Genomic DNA, 19430 nt, shown 5'->3' with positions numbered 1-19430 from the left:
GAGTCTTAAATGTCATTACTTGATACTTTCAAACAATTGTGGCCTTTTGGGCAAGATAAGATGTGGGCGGTTGGTTTTGACCAAGCCTTACCAGTTGAAGATCCTAATGTCTTTCTGGCTAAAAAGGTCGCCCGACCACGGCCAGCAGCGCATGAATTGTTGGTTAAAGTCGCTGCCAGTGGTCTCAATCCAGTTGACAGTAAGATGCGCCAAAGTTATCAAGACACTGGGGTTTTTCGCATTCTTGGTTTTGATGCAATGGGTGAGGTGGTCGCAACTGGCGCTGAAGTATCAAATTTTGCCGTTGGGGATAAAGTTTATTATGCTGGCGCACAACGGCAACAAGGTGCGCATGCGGATTATCAAGTTGTCGATGCCCGTTTAGTGGGACATGCACCCCGTGCTTTGACGCCAGCAGAAGCCGCTGCGGTGCCTTTAACTGCCATTACAGCAGTGGAAATTTTACACGATGCTTTTGGATACGATATAACAGCCGAAACCGCTGCCGGCAAGAGTATCTTAATTTTAAATGGTGCTGGTGGTGTCGGTTCGATGCTCATTCAACTGGCAAAATATTTAGGTATGACGGTGATTACGACTGCTTCGCGCTTAGAATCAGTAGAATGGGTGAAGCAACTAGGCGCTGATTATATCTTAGATTATCAGCAAGATATCAAAGCGCAATTGATCAAAATTCAACATGAACAAGTCGATAATATTGCGATTTTGCAAGGTACCAATACGTATTGGCCATTGGTTTTGACAACAATTCGCCCATTTGGTCGGATTGCCAGCATCGTTGAAACAACTGGACCAATTGATATGGGGCCATTGAAAAATATTGGGGCCCAATTTAGCTGGATCTTTATGTTTGCCAAGGGCAACTATGGTGTCGATATGGCATCACAAGGTGAGGCTTTGAATACGGTCGCCAACTTAATTGATCAACATATCATACAATCGACACTCACGACAACATTTGAGGGCTTAACCGTTGAAAATCTGCGCCAAGCAACGGCCATGGTTGAAGCTGGCCACATGATTGGTAAAGCGGTGATTAGACATGAGGAAATAGGATGAACTGGCAAGCAGTGCAAATTACAACACAACCTGAAGCAATCGAAGCGGTATCAGATATTTTGTTACGGGTTGGCGCGGAAGGTGTTCAAATTGAAGACACGGCTGAAGTACAAGTCATTGCCTATTTTGCTGATGATGAGCAATTCCCCAAAGTCTTATCTGCCATTCGTGCAAACCTAGATGAATTAGCGCATTTTGGAATCCAGGCGGCACCGGCTACAATGACTGTGAACGGGATTGCCCAGTCTGATTGGGAAAATAATTGGAAGCAATACTATCATGAGCAACGGATTACACGACATTTGACAGTTGTGCCATCTTGGGAGCCGTTTGAACCACAGCAGGCTGATGAAAAACCAATCGTGATGGATCCCAAACTAGCTTTTGGGACTGGCACACATGAGACAACGCAGTTGATGATGCAAGCCCTTGAAACAGTTGTACGTGGTGGTGAGTCGATGATTGATGTGGGAACGGGGTCCGGTGTTTTGGCCGTTGCGGCCAGACAATTAGGCGTTGGCCCAATTTTAGCCACGGATATTGACGATATGGCAGTGGCTGTAGCGAAAGAAAACTTGGCGTTAAACCCAGTAGCCGCAGATATTCCTGTCGTAGCCAGCGATTTATTAGCGGATGTGACCGTTGCGCCAGTTGATTTAATTGTGGCTAATATTTTGGCCGATGTCATTGCGCGTCTCATTCCACAAACAATCCCACTCCTGAAACCAAACGGTTATTTCTTGGTATCTGGGATCTATGACGCGATTGCCCCAGAAATTGAACAGCAACTGGTATCACATGGCTATCATGTGGTGCAAAAAGCACAGATGGGTGAATGGCATAGTTATATTGCAAAACGAGAGGAAACGGAGTAATGCAACGTTATTTTCTTAAGCAACCAATTGCTGATGACATTGTCCTCAAAGCTGAGCAAGATGTTTTTAAGCATTTTGGTAAAGTGTTGCGTGCACGCGTCGGCTCGCAAGCAGAGTTTGTCAGTCAAGATCAAGAGGTGGTCGTTGGTGAAGTCGTAGCGATTACACCAACGGAGATGACCCTAAAAGTGGTCTCGCGGTTAACGGAAAATGTAGAATTGCCAGTTCAGGTCACGGCAATCGTGTCGCCGTTAAAAAATGATCGGTCTGATTGGTTTGTTCAAAAAGCCACGGAACTTGGTGTGCATCGCATTATTTTTACAACGATGACGCGCACAGTGGCTGATTGGCGGAAACAACAGCTTAAAAAAGCAATGCGTTTAGAAAAAATTGCGCAAGCAGCAGCAGAACAGTCGCATCGCTTGATGATTCCGACCATTGATTTTTTGTCATGGTCAGAAGTCTTGTCGTTACCCAAGCAAGCTGGGATAGTCGCCTGGGAAGAATCTGCGCGTGAGGGCGAAGTGGGGACGCTTGTTCAAGTCGTCAAGCCCTTACCAGCAAGGGCGTCACTGGCCCTGGTGTTTGGGCCTGAAGGTGGCCTCACAGCTGATGAAGTAGCGGCTTTAAGTGCACATGGGTTTAAACCAGCAGGGCTAGGGCCACGCATTTTACGTGCCGAAACGGCACCATTGTATGCCTTATCGGCAATTAGTGTTTTAAAAGAATTAAATTAATTTTTTGCCACAAAACATAACATTGGGCTACTATATTAACGTGCGCTGTAATATAATCAGATAAGATAGAATTGTTATTAAAGGTGGTCACGGATGAAAAAGACGTTTAAAAAATATTATGGTTATCAATGGTTGGCTGCGATTATATTTGGCTGGAGCCTACCTTTCTTGGGTGAACTAGCAGGTTGGACGAGTTTGCATAAAGTGATCTTTATTTATATCATCCTTAATAGTGCTTACATGTTGTATCTCGGTTATGATGTTCGCCGCCATGGTTATTCACCTGTCACATTATTATTAATGCCAATCATTTTTGCATTAGTTGCGACACTTTGGTTAGGTTTAGTGTCGATATCATACGGCTTTTATTTCAGTTTATTATACGTTGTCTTAAGCCTCTTTACTTTTTTGGGTGATACACGAGATGATCCAGATGAAAATTTGATTCCAATTGAAAATGGTTTTCATGATTTGAATTCTGGTGAGTCCGAAACGTTCCAAATACCGGTTGAAGGTGGCTTTAAATCGTAATATCAACCCAGATTATTCAGGGATTGTGTTGGAATAAAGTTATGAAAAAGCGCGACCTTTCGCGCTTTTTCTGTTATAGTTATAACAGGTATTTTTACAGAACTGTGTTTGGTGATTGAGATAAAACAACCTGAACATAGCGATAATGGAGGAAATTTAATTGATCACAGTATCAGACATGAGCTTCAGCTTTGCTGGGCCTAAATTATATCAAGATGTTAACTTAAAGTTGACGCCTGGCAATACTTACGGTATTATCGGTGCCAATGGTGCCGGTAAGTCAACTTTTTTGAAGTTATTACAAGGTGAATTGCAACCAACAGAAGGTGTGATTGCGATTGGTGAAGGTGAACGGATGTCATCTTTGCAACAAGATCACTTTGCTTTTGATGAATTTACCGTGTTGGACACAGTGATTCAAGGGCATAAGCGTTTGTATGAAGTCAAGACGGAAATGGATGCCATTTATGCCAAACCGGATTTCAATGATGAAGACGGTGTCCGCGTTGCGGATTTGGGTGCCGAATTCGAAGAACTTGATGGTTGGAACGCAGAAGTTGAAGCCGGCCAATTGTTGAGCAAGTTAGGTATTCCTGACGATATGCAATATACATTGATGGGTGAACTAACTGAAAATGATAAAGTGAAGGTGTTGTTGGCGCAAGCTTTGTTTGGTAACCCTGACATTTTGGTGCTTGATGAACCAACCAACGGTCTGGATGTGCAGACAATTAACTGGTTAGAAGATTTCTTGGCTGATTTCCCGAACCTAGTGATTGTGGTATCCCACGACCGTCACTTCCTAAACGCTGTATCAACCAACATCTTGGATGTTGACTTTGGTAAGATCACACCATTCGTTGGTAACTACGACTTCTGGCGTGAATCTTCTGAATTGGCGCAACGTTTGGCTTCTCAGCAAAATGCTAAGAAGGAAGAACAAATTAAGCAATTGCAAGAATTCGTGGCCCGTTTCTCAGCCAATGCTTCTAAGTCAAAGCAAGCCACTGCTCGTAAGAAGCAATTGGAAAAGATTACATTGGATGATATCAAGCCATCATCACGTAAGTATCCATTCATTAATTTCCCAATGAACCGTGAATTGGGTAACGACATGATCCGTGTTGAAAATGTCTCTAAGACAATTGATGGGGAAAAAGTGCTCGATAATATTTCATTTATCGGTCGTCCTGGCGATAAAATTGCGATCTTGTCACGCTCTGATTTGGCAACGACAACCCTGATGCAAATTATTGCCGGCACGCTTGAACCAGACACTGGGTCAGTGACTTGGGGTGTGACAACCTCACAATCTTATATTGCCAAAGATTTGAATGATAACTTTGACGATCAAGAAGCAACGATTTTGGATTGGTTGCGTGATTTTGCGGAAGAAGATCAAAAGGACAATACAAGTCTTCGTGGTATGTTGGGACAAATGTTGTTCCGCGGCGACGATTCTTTGAAGCAAATCAAAGTCCTTTCTGGTGGTGAGAAGGTGCGTATTACCTTGGCTAAGATGATGTTATTGAAGGCAAACGTCTTACTCATGGATGACCCAACGAACCACTTGGATTTGGAATCAATTCAATCATTAAACGATGCCGTGGTGAACTTTAAGGGTGGCATTATTATGACTTCTCACGATCACGAGTTCTTGGCAACGACCGCCAACCACGTGATTGAAGTTTCAGCCAAAGGTGCTGTGGACCGTGTGGATACAACGTATGATGAATTTATTTCAACACCAAGTATCCAAGAAAAGGTCAAGGAACTTTATTAAGCTGTGTGTTTAACCCATATATCGTAAAAAAGGCGTCTGAGGACGCTTTTTTGCGTCAACGCACATGATCAAAGGAAAGACAATAACCATGACAATAGGGATTGATAAAATCGGATTTTACACACCAAATTATGTGTTAGATCTTACTGAACTCGCGCAAGCACGTGGAGATGAACCAGAAAAATATACGATTGGCATCGGCCAATCGCAACAAGCTGTCGTACCCAACTATGAAGACATCGTGACGATGGGCGTTAATGCTGCCCAAAGTATTTTAACGGATGACGACCGTGCAGCGATTGACATGGTCATTTTTGCCACGGAATCAGGGATTGATAATTCCAAATCAGCTGCCGTCTACGCTCAAAAATTGTTAAATTTATCAGAATTTTCGCGTACTATTGAGTTAAAGCAGGCTTGCTATGCGGGGACATTTGGTTTAATGCAGGCGCGCGACTACGTGACCTTGCATCCAGAAAAGCGGGTTTTGGTGATTGCGGCCGATATTGCCCGTTATGGTTTGGGAACACCAGGTGAAGTCACACAAGGGGCTGGTGCCATTGCCATGGTTGTGGCGAGTGAACCGAAAATTTTAGCGATTAATTCAGATTCTGTTTATATGAGTCGGAATGTCGCTGATTTCTGGCGACCGGTTGATCGTGAAGAAGCGTTAGTTGACGGGCATCTCTCAACTGATGTTTATAAAGAGATGTTTTTGACACTTTGGCAACGTTATCAAAAGCAAACGCAACATGTCCTTGATGATTTTGCTGGCTTTGCGTTCCATTTACCTTATACAAAAATGGGGAAGAAAGCGCTGGATCAAATTATGGCCGAAGCGTCACCTGCCCAGCAAACCCGTTTGGCTGAGCATTTAACTGCTAGTCAAGTCTATAGTCGTCAGGTGGGAAATTTATATACTGGATCAGTTTATTTGAGTTTGCTATCTCTTTTAAGTCAGGCAACGGATTTAGTGGCTGGGGAAGATATTGCTGTCTTTAGTTATGGTTCTGGCGCTGAAGCTGAATTATATTCAGTGACCTTACAAGATAACTTTGCTGACTATGTGCCAAACACTATGACGGATGCCTTATTGGCAAACCGCCATCAGGTCAGTGTGGCTGAATATGAGGCCATGTTCACCTCACACTTGTATGATTCGCATGTTGACGCGAAAACCCAAGCCCGCGATGATGCCAAAACGGTACAATTTTTAGGTTGGCAAGCCGGCGAACGGTTGTATCGTTAGTCGCAAATCGCATTCAGTTAATGACAAGGGCGCGGGTCTTATTGTATAATACGTAAAATAACTTTTTTAAAGAGGGAAAATCATGGCAAAAGCAGTTGTAACCGTAGTTGGAAAAGATAAGCCAGGCATTATTGCCAGCGTAGCACAAACTTTAGCAGCACATGATGTGAATATTTTAGATGTCTCACAAACGATCATGTCTGATATTTTCACAATGAGCATGTTGGTGAATCTTGAACAACTAGATGAAACCTTTAATGGCTTACAAGATGATTTGAATGTTCTGGGGCAACAGTTAAATGTTGAAATTCATACCCAACGTGAAGAAATTTTTGATGCGATGCGTCGTGTTTAAAGCTTGACATTAGGGGTTATTTTGATGTGCCATTGCTGTTGACCAATGGCCAAAAATTTGGGAGAAGTCATGGAAACCACGCAAATTATAGAAACAATCAACATGGTTGCCGAAGAGCATTTGGATATTCGTACTGTAACAATGGGTATTTCACTGCTTGATACAATTGCTGGCACACCGGCAGATACGGCAAAAAATATTTATGATAAAATTACGACTTACGCCAAGGATTTAGTGGCGGTCGCGCAACAAATCGAACGTGAATTCGGGATTCCAATTACCAACAAGCGCATTAGTGTGACACCAATTGCTTTAATTGCTGGGAAGGCGACACCAGATGAGATGTTGTTATACGCGCATGCCTTGGATGATGCGGCTAAAACCGTTGGGGTCGACTTTATTGGCGGCTATTCAGCGCTTGTACAAAAGGGGTTTGCCAATGGTGACCTAGCTCTGATAAAATCATTACCCCGCGTCTTGACTGAAACAGACTTGGTCATGTCAAGTGTGAATATTGGCTCATCCAAAGCAGGCATTAACTTGGATGCGGTGAAGTTAATGGGTGAAACGATCAAAGCCATTACGGATAAGTCAGACACAGCCAATGCGAAGTTAGTCGTATTTGCCAATGCCGTGGAAGATAATCCGTTTATGGCAGGGGCTTTCCATGGCGTGACAGAAGCCGATGTGGTGATTAATGTCGGTGTTTCTGGCCCTGGTGTCGTGAAGCGTGCACTTGAAAAAGTGAAGGGCGAACCAATTCAAATTGTTGCAGAAACGGTTAAAAAGACTGCCTTTAAGATTACACGTGTCGGTCAAATGGTTGGGGCGTTAGCAGCCGAACGGTTAGGCGTTGAATTTGGCATTGTGGATTTGAGTCTAGCACCAACACCCGCTCGTGGTGATTCAGTGGCAGAAGTCTTGGAAGAAATCGGCTTAGAAATGGTTGGGACTCATGGGACAACGGCAGCTTTGATGTTGCTCAATGATGCGGTAAAAAAGGGTGGCGTGATGGCGTCACAACGTGTTGGTGGCTTATCAGGGGCCTTTATTCCTGTTTCTGAAGATGCGGGCATGATTGATGCGGTTAAAGCTGGTATTTTGTCATTGGCCAAGCTTGAGGCGATGACATCCGTATGCTCAGTTGGGTTGGACATGATTGCCGTGCCGGGTGATACGCCAGCAACAACGATTGCGGCTATGATCGCTGATGAAGCAGCAATCGGTGTACAAAACAACAAGACAACCGCAGTGCGTGTGTTACCAACCAACGGGACTAAAGTTGGGGATATGGTCGATTACGGTGGCTTGCTGGGGACAGCGCCAGTGATGCCAGTCGTACCGAAGTCAAGTGCTGATTTTATTAATCGTGGTGGGCATATTCCAGCCCCAATTCATTCCTTTAAGAATTAAAAAGCAACGCCCATCTGGGCGTTGCTTTTTAATTACTGCGTTGTTGTGTATTTGGGCTCGTGATTTGTGTGGTGTGATTGCTCTTAGCTTGCGCAAACATAATCACTGTATAAACCAGCAAAACCATAATCACCAGCACCGCGATCACGCGAGCGGGGTGTTGCCATAAAACCCGATACCAGTGTTGACGGGTAGGTTGTGTCAAATTATCCGCTTGATTTTCGGTCATTTCAGCTGTTAGTGCGTAAGCAAAGCTTTCGGCATCAACTGCTTTAGGTGCGGCTTCATAAGATACAATTGAGACGGCGTGGGAATCCGTCTTAGATCGTGGGTGCTTGGGTACGTGTTGTGCATCACGGTTTGTCAAAATATTTTTACGGAAAACCGCAATCCCTTGCTGAAGCTGATGTTGCATCGTGTTGATGGCATCACGTAATTGTTCAAGTGGTGTTTGTATTGGAATTTTCATAAGGATACTCCCTGACGTCTACTCATATTTTTCAATCAAGAATAAAATTTAGCTACTTCTATCATAGCGAAATACGTTGTTAACAGGGGGATGTTTGATTGATTATAACCAAATTTAAAGGTTCTTAAGTTTTTCAGGTTATAATAAGAATATGATAACCAAAGAAGCACAATTGTATCAAGATTACCTGCAAGCTGAACGGCAATATTCTGATTTAACCGTCAAAGCTTATCTAACTGATATCGAAGCCTTCACCACGTTTTTAGCCGAAAATGGTGGTTTTACGACTTACCGTGCGGTACAGACTTTAGACGTTCGGGTGTATTTAAATGAGTTGTATGAGCGCCAGTTGGCACGTACAACGATTGCCCGTAAAATTAGTAGTTTGCGGATGTTTTTTCAATTTATGTTGGCCAATCAATTTGTCAGTGATAATCCGTTTGAAAATGTGGCGTTGCGTAAACACCAAAGCCATTTACCAGAATTTTTTTACGAATCGGAATTGACGACATTGTTTGAAGTGGCTTATGCAGAAGATGAGCCACTTTGGCAACGCAACGCGGCGTTACTTGAATTTTTGTATGCAACCGGTGCGCGTGTGGCGGAAATTGCCAATTTAACCATTGCCCAACTCGATTTTGCCCAACGATTAGTGTTAATTCACGGTAAAGGGAACAAGGATCGCTACGTGCCATTTGGTCATTTTGCAGCCCAAGCCATGACCCAATATTTACATGAGCTACGACCGCAGTTAGTGGCGAAGCAACCCCCGCATGATCGTGTTTTCGTGAATCATCGCGGCGAACCGATTACGGCGGCTGGGATTACTTATATTTTAAATGAATTGATGAAAAAATCAGCGTTAACTGGCACCATTCATCCGCATATGTTGCGTCATACTTTTGCTACCCATCTGTTGAATCACGGGGCTGATATGCGCACAGTTCAGGAATTATTGGGACATGTGAACTTGTCAACCACGCAGATGTATACACACGTGACGCGGGAAAGCCTGCAAAAAAATTATCAGTCTTTCTTTCCACGTGCAAAAAAAGACTGATCAACGCAGACAGCACAACATTTTGTAAAAAAATTTGGTAGAATATAGATATTATGATTACACTAGAAAATAATGACTTAAAAGTTCAGATTAACGAATACGGCGCTGAATTGACAAGCGTTTGGCATAAGCAGGCTAAATTGGAATATATTTGGGTTGGAGACCCTAAATATTGGGGACGCCATGCGTCTAATCTTTTTCCAATTGTTGGCCGTTTACGCGGTGATCAATTCAAAGTCGCTGGTGAAACTTATTTTATGAATCAACACGGTTTTGCGCGCAATACCTTGTTTGAGGTAGTTGAACAAAGTGAAATCCGTGTGGTTTTCCGGATTCATGACACAGATTCAACTTTGCGTATTTACCCATTTAAGTTTCAATTTGATATTAGTTATGAGTTAACCGATGACAACGAATTGAAAGTTGCTTATATTGTGACGAATACGGATAAGGAAGAATCGCTCTTCTTTAGTGTTGGTGGGCATCCGGCCTTTAATCTACCATTGGATGGCGGTAAGTTTTCCGATTATTACGTATCAATTGAACCAGAAAAAATCTATGATCGCGTACGCTTGACTGGGCCATATTCAAATCCTAATGCCGCAACACCGTTTAATGCCAATATTCCATTACGGTTGCGACAGGAAGATTATCATGATGACGCTATTATTTTGAAGTTGGATCGTCAAAAAACGTCATTCTTGCTGGCACGTTTGGCGAACCAACACGGCCTACGGATGACATTAGATAATGCACAATTTATTGGCATCTGGACACCAGCCGGTAAAGAAGCACCATTTATTGCCCTTGAACCTTGGTGGGGCATTGCGGATACGGTGGATTCAACGGGTAACTTCAAAGAAAAGTTTGGCGTGAATGTTTTGGCTGCCGGCGATACCTTTAAGGGTACCTATAGTATGCAATTCTTTTAAACCAGTTAATATCCGTTTTGATAACATTTTAGGTGCTGTGATTAATCATCATCATGACACTAGACGTTCTGAAAATATTGTTCACACAACTATTTTTAGAACGTTTTTATTTGTGTAAAAATGATAAAATGAACACTATTAAGCAGATTAAGAGGATTATCACCAAATTATGACTAAAATTAACTTGAGTGGGCTAATGAATGTGGCGGATGCTGATCTCGTCAATACGCTCCAACCTGATATGGCGAGCGTGATGCTCGCGCCAGGACATCGACACAGTGTTGGAATTATGACAGCGATGCAGATTCGTGAGCAGTTGGATAAAAACATACCACTATATGGTGTGTTTGAAGCGCAAAATGTGATGGATATCCTCACTTTTTTTGATAATGGGGTGATTCAAGGGGTGCAGTTGCCGAGTCAAACAACTGAAGATGCGGTGACTTTGTTACACGATCGCAGTGTTCCCGTCATTCAAGTTCGACAACCAGTAGAAGTCATGCTAGAGACAGTGGCTGATATTATTGTGATAGATACTGCTACTGAGATTGAGACATCTTTTGATTGGCAATCAGTACCACCCAAGCCGCTTCGGAAAAAGCCAATCATGTTGGCGGGTGACTGGACAGTTGACAATCTACAAACTGCGATGACGCAGGTGCAGCCAGAATGGGTCGCTATTGCTACAGCTGTTGAAGTCGACGGTGTGAAGGATTTGGCCTTGCTGTCACAATTAGTCACGATTGCCCATCAAAATTAATATCATGACCACAAAAAAGGCACACAATTTAACGCGAAATTGTGTGCCTTTTTTATGTGTCGTTGAGTTGGTTTAGCGGGCTGATTTAAAGTAAAAAATGAGTAGGCCAAAAATTAGTAGGGATAAACTAATTGCCAATAAATTAAACCAACCAAATCCAATTAAGACGCCGCCGTGTGATTGGAGGAGCGCTGCCACGGTGGTCCCTAAAGCGCCCATAAACATTTGTGTTGATTGAATAATGGCTGTTGCATCAGATTTTACCGCGTCAGCTTGTTCAGCAATTGCAGCGGTTTGTGCATTCGTATACGACATATTTCGGCCAAGAATAAACAAGATGTAGAGCACAATCACTAAAATGAGACTTAACTGTTTCGTCAAAATAGTCAACACGATAACCGTAATGGTGAAAACACTATGACCGATATATATCGGCGTTTTAGCACCGGTTTTGTCATACATACGACCAAATAAGGGGTTAAAAAAGGCGCCTAACAGGGTACCAGGTAATAAAGCAAACCCTGCCCAGAAACTTGACGTGTGTTGAACATTTTGAAGATAGGTTGGGATAATTAAATTTAACCCCAACATGACAAACATATACAACGAAATCGCAATTAATAAGGCGGTAAATTTTAATTGTGTCAGCAGTTTCAAGTTTAAGAATACTTTTTGTGAGGTATTGCTACGCCGAATAAAAGCCAGCAGCATGATGACGGCTAAACTTAAATAGGCCCAATTCAAAGTGCCAGATTCAAGTTTATTGACCACTAGCAAGGCTGCCGTTAGCGACACAGCGAGGAGCGCGAAAGCCACAGCGTCAAATGATTTGGTGATGGGTGGCTGTTTAATTTTACCGATTGTCCACCAACCCAGTAGTAAAGAGACGAATGGTGCGATTAATAGGATAAAGAAAATAGACCGCCAACCCAAAATTTCAACTAAGGCACCGCCATAAGTAGGACCAAATGATGGTGCCAACCCAATCACGAGTGAGGCGAGCCCCATATAGGTACCAACGTGTTGCGCTGGCACGACATCAACAACATAGTTGAAGACTAACGGCATGGCAATGCCGGCAGCAATGCCTTCTAAAATACGACCGATCAAAAGCCATGTAAGTGTTGGGGCAAAACCACTGAGCAGCGTGCCAATCAGGAAAATGAACACACTGCTCAACCATAGCCACCGACTATTAAAACGCTTAATTAAAAAAGCACTGGTGGTGATCATAATCGTGACGGCTAAGAGATAAAGTGTTGTCACCCACTGAATCATATTTAAGTCGCGATTAAATTCTTGTGATAACACCGTGAAGGTGACATTCATGGCGGTTTCAGCCATAATACCTGAGAAGGCGACGACTGATAGGGCGACAATCGCCAAAAGTTCTTTTAACGCTACTTTTTCTGTCATGCATAAACTCCTTAAAAAAGCTGACATGCCTTTCCAGACATGCCAGCTTTGCAATACGATCAATTGCACTGATTAAAATTGAATTACAATTCATTTAGTCTATAATGAATTTTCTGGCATGTCAAGTGATTAGTGACAATTTGGCACGATATATTATTAGAATAATTTTTTATTCGTCAATAGGCAGTATAGCATTAAAATTTATTAAATCTTTATTTATGAGATACTATCTCATGATACGATCATAATAGTAGAAATTTAAAAGGTGTGACAGAAACAATGAAATTAAATAAAATTTGGTTGCTGATGGCGTTATTAGTAGGTGTGGGGAGTGTTTTTTTTCATCATGAAGACGACACAAGCAACGCGTGGTTTTAAACCAGTACCAGCTGCTCAACTTGATCAACGGCTTAAAAGTCAATATCCTGAATTTTATAAAACAATTGCCAATAACAAAGGGACGTTAACAGCTAATCATTTAATTGGTGTACCTGGATTAGGGGGCGCACGTTCTGTTGGGCAGACAAAGCAATGGCAATATACAACGAATATGACGCCGCAAAGCCTTACGCTAAATGACAAATATATCTTTGTGAGTGCTTATGACCACACGAAGCAATTAAATTCGGTGTTGCTTGTGATTGACCGCAAAACCCATCAGCAAATTAAAACAATTGCCTTACCAACACGGGCTCATGTTGGTGGGATTACCATTGACGATCGCACGCAAACCCTATATCTATCAGATGATAGTCAAGGCGTGACAAAATTAGGACGCATTCAAATTAGTAAACTGATTAAGTCCAAAAAAGACCAAATTTTGCCGCAATTTGATGATGTCATCACGTTGGCAGATATCAAAACTGCGGCGGCAATTGAATACTACCAAGATGCCATTTGGGTTGGGACGTTTAGTGCTAACAAAAATGGGCTGATTCAACGATTTCCCATTAATCGCACGACCAATACGTTGCTGACTGATCCAGATGGACAAGCACCAACGGGTAACCTGAATCGTGATACTAAGCTTCAAACAGCAAACGGTCACATTCAAGGCATCAATTTCTATCATGGAAATTTATATATTACTTTTTCCTATGGTAAGCAGCCCGCTGCTATCATGCGTTATCAGTATGATGCGACAACCAATGAGTTTACCTATGCTGGGACGATGGCGCAGTTGCCACCTTATTTAGAAGGTATTGATTTTCAAGGGGATAATATTTGGCTTATTTTTGAATCCGGCGCTAAAGCTTACCGCAAGAAAACACCAATCATCGTTGACCGAATTTTACAAACCGATATTTCAAATTTTGAGTTTAAGTGATAAAAAGTGTCTTTACTGACAAAATATCAGAATTTAATCAGGAAATAATCAAGCTTCACACGCAACATCAGTCTATACTTGAGAGAAACCGAACATAAAAAGGATATCAACACATGTTAACAGGGATTATTTCAAGTTTACTCAATTTTAATGTCTACTTGCCGCAACTGGCACACCAAAATCCACTCTTAGTTTATGGGATTTTATTTGCCCTAATCTTTATTGAAACAGGGCTGGTAATCTTACCGTTTTTACCAGGTGATTCCATCTTATTTTTAGTCGGATCATTGTCGACGTTATCGTTTAATGGCCTGAACTTTTTGCTGTTGGTGGTATTGTTAGTGCCGGCAGCAATTCTGGGTGATTTTGTGAATTTTGAAATCGGGGAACATTTTGGGCCTGTCCTGTCTTCGAGTCGTTGGGAGGCTAAGTTAATCAGCCGTGACAAAATGGAAAAGTCGCAAAACTTTTTTGATAAGCATGGTGCCAGTGCCATTATTTTGGCACGTTTTACGCCAATCGTCCGAACGTTCATCCCATTTTTGGCCGGTATGAGTCATATGCAATACGCTAAATTTGCCGGTTATAATGCGGTTGGTGGGGCAAGTTGGATTATTTTGATGTTGTTAGCAGGGACCTTATTTGGGGCCATTCCGCTAGTCAAACAAAACTTTGAATTGATTACGGTGGGGATTGTGTTCATCTCAATTTTGCCAATGATGGTGTCGACGCTACGCAATAAAACTAAACAAGGCTAAGTCAGTAACGCTCAAAATCGTCGTGAGAACACGGCATTGGGCGTTTTTTATTGCCTGTAACCATAGATCGATGCATGACAGCAGTGATATTCGTCTTGTCAGTAGGTGATTTATGGTACAATATTTTCAGATTGGTAAAAAATAAATGATCAGCATGTACGCATAATCGTAGTAAAATATCATCACGATGTGCTAAGGAGACGAACGATGGGAATGATTCATTTGCCAAATATGCGGTTTTATACCTATAACGGCGTATTCGATGAAGAAAAGAAATTAGGTCAGCAAATTGCAGTGGATGTCACGGTCCATTATCCAATTGAAACGGCGGTGAAGGATGATGATTTAAGCACAACGATTTCGTATGTTGATGTTTATCAGCGGGTTGAAGCCATTGTAACAACCAGCCAATTCAATTTGATGGAAAGTCTAGCCAATGCGCTATTAGTGGCATTGTTAACCCAATTTCCACAAGTTGATAAAATTGACGTTGCTGTTCATAAGGATTATATTCCGTTGCCTGGTATCTATGATCCGTTTATCATTCAAGTCAGTGGCACACCAACTGACCTATCGAAGTGGGCTGAAGCATGACGCGGGCCTATTTGAGTATGGGGGCTAACATTGGTGATCGGTTAGGCAATCTACAACGTGGGGTGCAATTGTTGCACGCCATGCCAGCCATTACCGTGACGGCTGTCTCCCAAGTTTATGAAACCCAACCGGTGGGTGGCGTGGCCCAGGATGATTTTTATAACATTGCGGTCCGATTAGAAACAACCTTGTCAGCACCAGAACTGTTGACCAGCTTACATGTGATTGAACAACAGCTCAAGCGTGTCCGCGAAATCCATTGGGGACCACGTACCATTGACCTCGATATTTTAGTGTTCGGGGATGAAGTCTGGTCAGACGATGTCTTGACCATTCCGCACCGTGAAATGGCAAACCGACGTTTTGTCTTGCAACCACTTTTAGATGTGATTGCCGCAGATCGTCGACATGAAATTGAACGATTATTAGCTAGCACGACCGACACCAATTGGGTGCGCGTTGTGACTGGTGCGAGAGTAGAATATGAAAACATTTAATAACGAACAAATTTTGAAACTGCAAACAGGCGTCACCAATTTATTGGCAGCAATTGGCGATGATCCAGACCGTTCAGGCGTTATTGAGACCCCTGAGCGTGTCGTTAAAGCACATGCCGAAATCTTTGCCCATACCGGTGAAACGCAATTTTCCGACTATAAATTATTTGACACCACACAAGATGCCGATATGGTCGTTGTCGAAGGCATCCCGTTTTATTCAATGTGTGAGCATCATCTATTACCTTTTTTTGGTACTGTTGATGTGGCCTATGTACCGGATGGTGAAATTATTGGGTTGAGTAAGGTGCCACGTTTAGTAGATTGGGCGAGCCGTCGCCCAAGTGTGCAAGAAAATTTGACCCATTTGATTGCGGATGAAATGCAACGCATTGTACATCCCAAGGGGTTGGCCGTTAACGTCACAGCGCGCCATATGTGCATGGAAATGCGTGGTATTAATCAACCAGGGACGCAAACCAATACGTCAATTTATCGTGATTTATTAAAAACCGATACCTTTTTGCGGGATAGCTTTGCCCGTCGGGTCAGTCAGCGTTAATCAGATGACTTATCAAACCATTCAACAACAATTAGATAAAGGTTGGCGGGTGTTTGATCCCAACCGGTTAACATTTTTACGCCAAGTGCTACAATGGGTCGGGCAACCAGATCAAGATTTGACGATTATTCAAATTGCTGGGACCAATGGGAAAGGCTCAACTGGGGCGATGTTGCGTGAAGTCTTACGCGCACATGGTGAAACAGTGGGGCATTTTGCTAGTCCAGCAGTGTTTAACGACCGTGAACAAATTTGGTTAAACGGCCAGTTCGTGACCGAGACGGCTTGGGTAACAGCTTATCACCAATTGCTACAGGCTTTAGTTGCTCATGACCGGACGATTGATGACTTGTCTTATTTTGAAGTGTGGACGATTGTAGCCCTGTTGGTGTTCCAAGCTGAACACGTGACTTATGCTATTTTGGAAGCTGGTTTGGGTGGGCGTGATGATGCGACACACATGGTGGGACAAGCTGCCGTAGTCGCCTACACCGAAATTGGTTTGGATCATCAAAATATTTTAGGCCAAACACTGGCTGAAATTGCACAAAATAAAGCTGATCTCATCACGCCTGGGGCGTTAGTTGTCAGCGATTTAGCACAATCAGCTGAAGTATTAACCATTCTAAAAACGACTACCCTGGCGAAACAAGCCACTTGGGCTGCGCAGCCAGTGACAGTGACGGTGCGCCAGGATACACCAGCTGGTTTAGCCGTGTCAGTCGCTGGGGAACACTACCAACTTGGTTTAGTGGGGGCGTTTCAACGTCGTAATCTCAGCGTGGTCTGGCAAATTCTAGCGGCACTAGAGCAGCGGGATCAGGTGATGTTTGATGTGGCAGCCCGGCGTCGTGGGCTAGCACAGGCGCAAATGTTAGGGCGCATGCAAGTCGACCAAACGCGACATATTTTATGGGATGGTGCCCATAATGAAGATGCCGCACAAGGCCTCGTGGCATCATTGACAAACTGGGCATTACCGGAGCGGCCAATCTTGGTCCTTGGGGTGTTAGCGGATAAAAACTACCACCAAATGCTTAATATTTTATTACCCTTGGTTTCAGCGGTGATCACGGTCACGCCAAACAATCCGCGCGCGTTATCGGCCACAGCATTGGCTGAAGCCGTTCAAGCGATTGATGCCAACTTGCCTGTGACGGTTATGGACCAAGATCCCTTAACGTATGCCATGGCACAACGCACATCACCAAGCCAATATATTATGGTGGCGGGTTCATTTTATACGTTAAATGCAGTTGGAGGTTTTTCATGATTAATCGGCTTGTGATTGCATCAAATAATTCGGCAAAAACCCGCGAAATTGTGGCTGTTTTTGCCACATTTGGTATGACTGCTGTGAATTATCGCGAGCTGATGCCAGAAAAAACATTTCCGGCAGAAACAACGGATGATCAATTTGAGAATGCGTTTGTTAAAGCACGGTTTATCCAGCAATTTTTACCTGATGAATTCATTTTAGCTGATGATACAGGGGCTTTTTTTGCGGCCTTCCCTGATAAATTCGGCCTAACGATTGCCCGAGATTTTAAAGCAATGGGCTTTCAATCGATGCAAGAAGAGGATGATTATTTACTCGGCTTATACGAGCCAGGCATGGATCGCGGGGCCTATTTGGCGGCATTGTTTGTTTTGCTTACGCCGACAGGGGCCGTTTATCAGAGTACTGGTCGTGGTGGTGTAACCCTTGCGTTAGCACCACGGGGAACTTATTCAGCTGGTTTTGATACATTATTTGAAGCTGAAAATGGCTTGACGTTGGCTGAGATGCCAATGGCCGAGCGCGTACATTATTCGCATCGTGGACGCGCAGCAAAACAGTTATTGGAGAAAATTGGGCATGCATTTTGAACAAATCACAATAGAAAATCCGGTGTTAGCACAAATGGCTGTACGCGGTGAAGGGGCTGCTTGGCGAATTACTGCTGCCGATCAACAGTGTTTGGCTGAATACAGTGCGATCCCACTAACCGCAGATACGTACTGGCTGAGTCGCGGTGCGATTGTCGCGTTGCATGAACGTACTGCTAGTCCTGAATTACAACAGTGGTTAGTCGCGATTGATCATCTTTGGGTCGTGAATGGTAAAACCTTGCATGATGCTGATGGTATTATCTATGGTGTGTTAAATGTTAGTCCGGAATCATTTTACAACGGGGACCAAGTCGCGGATGTTGATACGATGGTTGCCCGAGCTGGTGAGATGTTAGCCAAAGGGGCAGATGTGATTGAAGTTGGTGGGCAAACGACCAAGCCAGGTTTTGAAGCAGCGGGTCTTGAATTAATACCAACTGCAGAAATTGATCGCATTGCACCAGTTATCACAGGTATTAAGGCGCAATATCCTGACGCTGTGATTGCCGTAGATACCTATAAATTTGATGTCATGGTCCGCGCCGTTGCTTTAGGCGTTGATATTATCAATGATGTGAATGGCTTTTTGGATGATCCGCGGAAAGCATCATTTCTGGCAGACCATCAAGTTGGGCTGTTAACGATGTGGAATCCACGTGGCGAAACTGTCGTGAACTTACAAGCGGAAATGCATGCGTGGTTTGAAGATAACTTAGCGCAATTAACTGCGGCAGGCATTGCGCGACAACGTATTGCGTTAGATCCAGGAGTGGGTTACGCGAAAAACTCTGATGTTGCGCAGGATTTGGCGATGATGAATACCATTGGTCATTTACAAGATCTGCAACGGCCAGTTATGACTGCCGTTTCTAATAAAGGTTGGGCCAAGTTTTTATTGGGGTTGCCAAAGTTGGCGCGTGCGGATGTGTCATTGGTGGCGGCAACAGAAATGTTTCAGCGTGGTGCACGCATTTTACGTGTGCATGATGTACAATCAGCCAAGCAAATGACCCAAGTGGTGCGTGCGATTGCGCAAAGTTTTTGGCAAAAATAGTGTCATTTTTAACTTGTTATCGTTTGGAAAATGAGGTATACTACTAGTGACCAACTGGGTAGTATCTATCTACCTACCCGCCAGTAACATGAATTTGTTACTGGCG

General features: G+C 43.3%; 21 protein-coding genes. 19 read left to right on the top strand and 2 right to left on the bottom strand.

From position 1 onward, the window contains the following. Positions 1-9: 9 nt before the first annotated feature. The 8 genes from A9176_RS07335 (at position 10) to A9176_RS07300 (ending at position 8023) form a co-directional block, all read left to right on the top strand. Complete coding sequence (locus tag A9176_RS07335) at positions 10-1080, top strand: zinc-binding alcohol dehydrogenase family protein (protein WP_077282951.1); 1071 nt, start codon at positions 10-12, stop codon at positions 1078-1080. Then, on the top strand, positions 1077-1955 hold the full coding sequence (prmA, locus tag A9176_RS07330) for a 50S ribosomal protein L11 methyltransferase (RefSeq protein WP_077282949.1): 879 nt from the start codon (positions 1077-1079) through the stop codon (positions 1953-1955). The genes A9176_RS07335 and prmA overlap by 4 nt, the downstream gene beginning before the upstream one ends. Continuing rightward, the gene (locus A9176_RS07325) at positions 1955-2692 is read left to right on the top strand and encodes an RsmE family RNA methyltransferase (protein WP_077282947.1); all 738 of its coding nucleotides are present in this window, start codon (positions 1955-1957) and stop codon (positions 2690-2692) included. The genes prmA and A9176_RS07325 overlap by 1 nt, the downstream gene beginning before the upstream one ends. A gap of 93 nt (positions 2693-2785) precedes the next feature. Beyond that, on the top strand, positions 2786-3223 hold the full coding sequence (locus tag A9176_RS07320) for a hypothetical protein (RefSeq protein WP_077282945.1): 438 nt from the start codon (positions 2786-2788) through the stop codon (positions 3221-3223). Positions 3224-3383: 160 nt separating this feature from the next. After that, positions 3384-5006 (top strand): ABC-F family ATP-binding cassette domain-containing protein, encoded by a 1623-nt coding sequence (locus A9176_RS07315; RefSeq protein WP_010005657.1) that lies wholly within the window; start codon positions 3384-3386, stop codon positions 5004-5006. Positions 5007-5094: 88 nt separating this feature from the next. Continuing rightward, positions 5095-6255, top strand: coding sequence for a hydroxymethylglutaryl-CoA synthase (locus A9176_RS07310; protein WP_077282943.1), 1161 nt, complete (start codon positions 5095-5097; stop codon positions 6253-6255). Between the two features lie 82 nt (positions 6256-6337). Then, entirely contained in the window at positions 6338-6610 is a 273-nt protein-coding gene (locus A9176_RS07305; protein ID WP_010000932.1) for an ACT domain-containing protein, read from the top strand. A 69-nt stretch (positions 6611-6679) separates the two neighbouring features. Continuing rightward, positions 6680-8023: a PFL family protein gene (locus tag A9176_RS07300; RefSeq protein WP_077283277.1), complete on the top strand. Its 1344-nt coding sequence runs from the start codon at positions 6680-6682 to the stop codon at positions 8021-8023. Positions 8024-8051: 28 nt separating this feature from the next. On the opposite strand, the gene A9176_RS07295 is transcribed toward A9176_RS07300, so the two are convergent. Continuing rightward, positions 8052-8492, bottom strand: a complete 441-nt coding sequence (locus A9176_RS07295) for a hypothetical protein (RefSeq protein WP_077282940.1) — start codon at positions 8490-8492, stop codon at positions 8052-8054. A 151-nt stretch (positions 8493-8643) separates the two neighbouring features. On the opposite strand from A9176_RS07295, the gene xerC reads away from it, so the two are divergent. From xerC to A9176_RS07280, 3 genes are all read left to right on the top strand, one after another. Continuing rightward, entirely contained in the window at positions 8644-9552 is a 909-nt protein-coding gene (gene xerC / locus A9176_RS07290; RefSeq protein WP_029509862.1) for a tyrosine recombinase XerC, read from the top strand. A gap of 53 nt (positions 9553-9605) precedes the next feature. After that, a complete protein-coding gene (locus A9176_RS07285; protein ID WP_077282938.1) occupies positions 9606-10484 on the top strand; it encodes an aldose 1-epimerase family protein in 879 nt (292 codons plus the stop codon). A 169-nt stretch (positions 10485-10653) separates the two neighbouring features. Continuing rightward, positions 10654-11244 (top strand): phosphoribosylanthranilate isomerase, encoded by a 591-nt coding sequence (locus A9176_RS07280; RefSeq protein WP_077282936.1) that lies wholly within the window; start codon positions 10654-10656, stop codon positions 11242-11244. A 72-nt stretch (positions 11245-11316) separates the two neighbouring features. Here A9176_RS07280 and A9176_RS07275 read toward each other — a convergent pair whose 3' ends face one another. Continuing rightward, positions 11317-12660, bottom strand: coding sequence for an MFS transporter (locus tag A9176_RS07275; RefSeq protein ID WP_029510231.1), 1344 nt, complete (start codon positions 12658-12660; stop codon positions 11317-11319). Between the two features lie 346 nt (positions 12661-13006). Between A9176_RS07275 and A9176_RS07270 the strand changes: the two genes are divergently transcribed. The 8 genes from A9176_RS07270 to folP all read left to right on the top strand — a co-directional run bounded on the left by A9176_RS07270 (position 13007) and on the right by folP (position 19324). Beyond that, complete coding sequence (locus A9176_RS07270; RefSeq protein WP_077282934.1) at positions 13007-13987, top strand: hypothetical protein; 981 nt, start codon at positions 13007-13009, stop codon at positions 13985-13987. 113 nt (positions 13988-14100) lie between these two features. Beyond that, a complete protein-coding gene (locus A9176_RS07265) occupies positions 14101-14745 on the top strand; it encodes a VTT domain-containing protein (protein ID WP_077282932.1) in 645 nt (214 codons plus the stop codon). A gap of 207 nt (positions 14746-14952) precedes the next feature. Further along, a complete protein-coding gene (folB, locus tag A9176_RS07260) occupies positions 14953-15339 on the top strand; it encodes a dihydroneopterin aldolase (RefSeq protein WP_029510228.1) in 387 nt (128 codons plus the stop codon). Next, positions 15336-15836 carry a 2-amino-4-hydroxy-6-hydroxymethyldihydropteridine diphosphokinase gene (gene folK, locus A9176_RS07255; protein ID WP_029510226.1) on the top strand — a complete coding sequence of 167 codons (501 nt, stop codon included), beginning with the start codon at positions 15336-15338 and terminating at the stop codon, positions 15834-15836. Before folB ends, folK begins: the two co-directional genes overlap by 4 nt. Continuing rightward, positions 15823-16398, top strand: coding sequence for a GTP cyclohydrolase I (folE, locus tag A9176_RS07250; protein ID WP_068852547.1), 576 nt, complete (start codon positions 15823-15825; stop codon positions 16396-16398). The genes folK and folE overlap by 14 nt, the downstream gene beginning before the upstream one ends. 4 nt (positions 16399-16402) lie before the next feature. After that, on the top strand, positions 16403-17671 hold the full coding sequence (locus A9176_RS07245) for a bifunctional folylpolyglutamate synthase/dihydrofolate synthase (protein ID WP_077282931.1): 1269 nt from the start codon (positions 16403-16405) through the stop codon (positions 17669-17671). Next, positions 17668-18267: a non-canonical purine NTP pyrophosphatase gene (locus tag A9176_RS07240; protein WP_077282929.1), complete on the top strand. Its 600-nt coding sequence runs from the start codon at positions 17668-17670 to the stop codon at positions 18265-18267. Before A9176_RS07245 ends, A9176_RS07240 begins: the two co-directional genes overlap by 4 nt. Next, positions 18257-19324, top strand: coding sequence for a dihydropteroate synthase (gene folP, locus A9176_RS07235; RefSeq protein ID WP_157093706.1), 1068 nt, complete (start codon positions 18257-18259; stop codon positions 19322-19324). The genes A9176_RS07240 and folP overlap by 11 nt, the downstream gene beginning before the upstream one ends. Positions 19325-19430: the final 106 nt, after the last annotated feature.

It is taken from the genome of Leuconostoc garlicum (genome assembly GCF_001998805.1).
In the GTDB taxonomy this organism is placed as follows: domain Bacteria; phylum Bacillota; class Bacilli; order Lactobacillales; family Lactobacillaceae; genus Leuconostoc; species Leuconostoc lactis.
The sequence above is the reverse complement of the archived record's forward strand: the minus strand, read 5'-3'. Positions and strand labels throughout refer to the sequence as shown.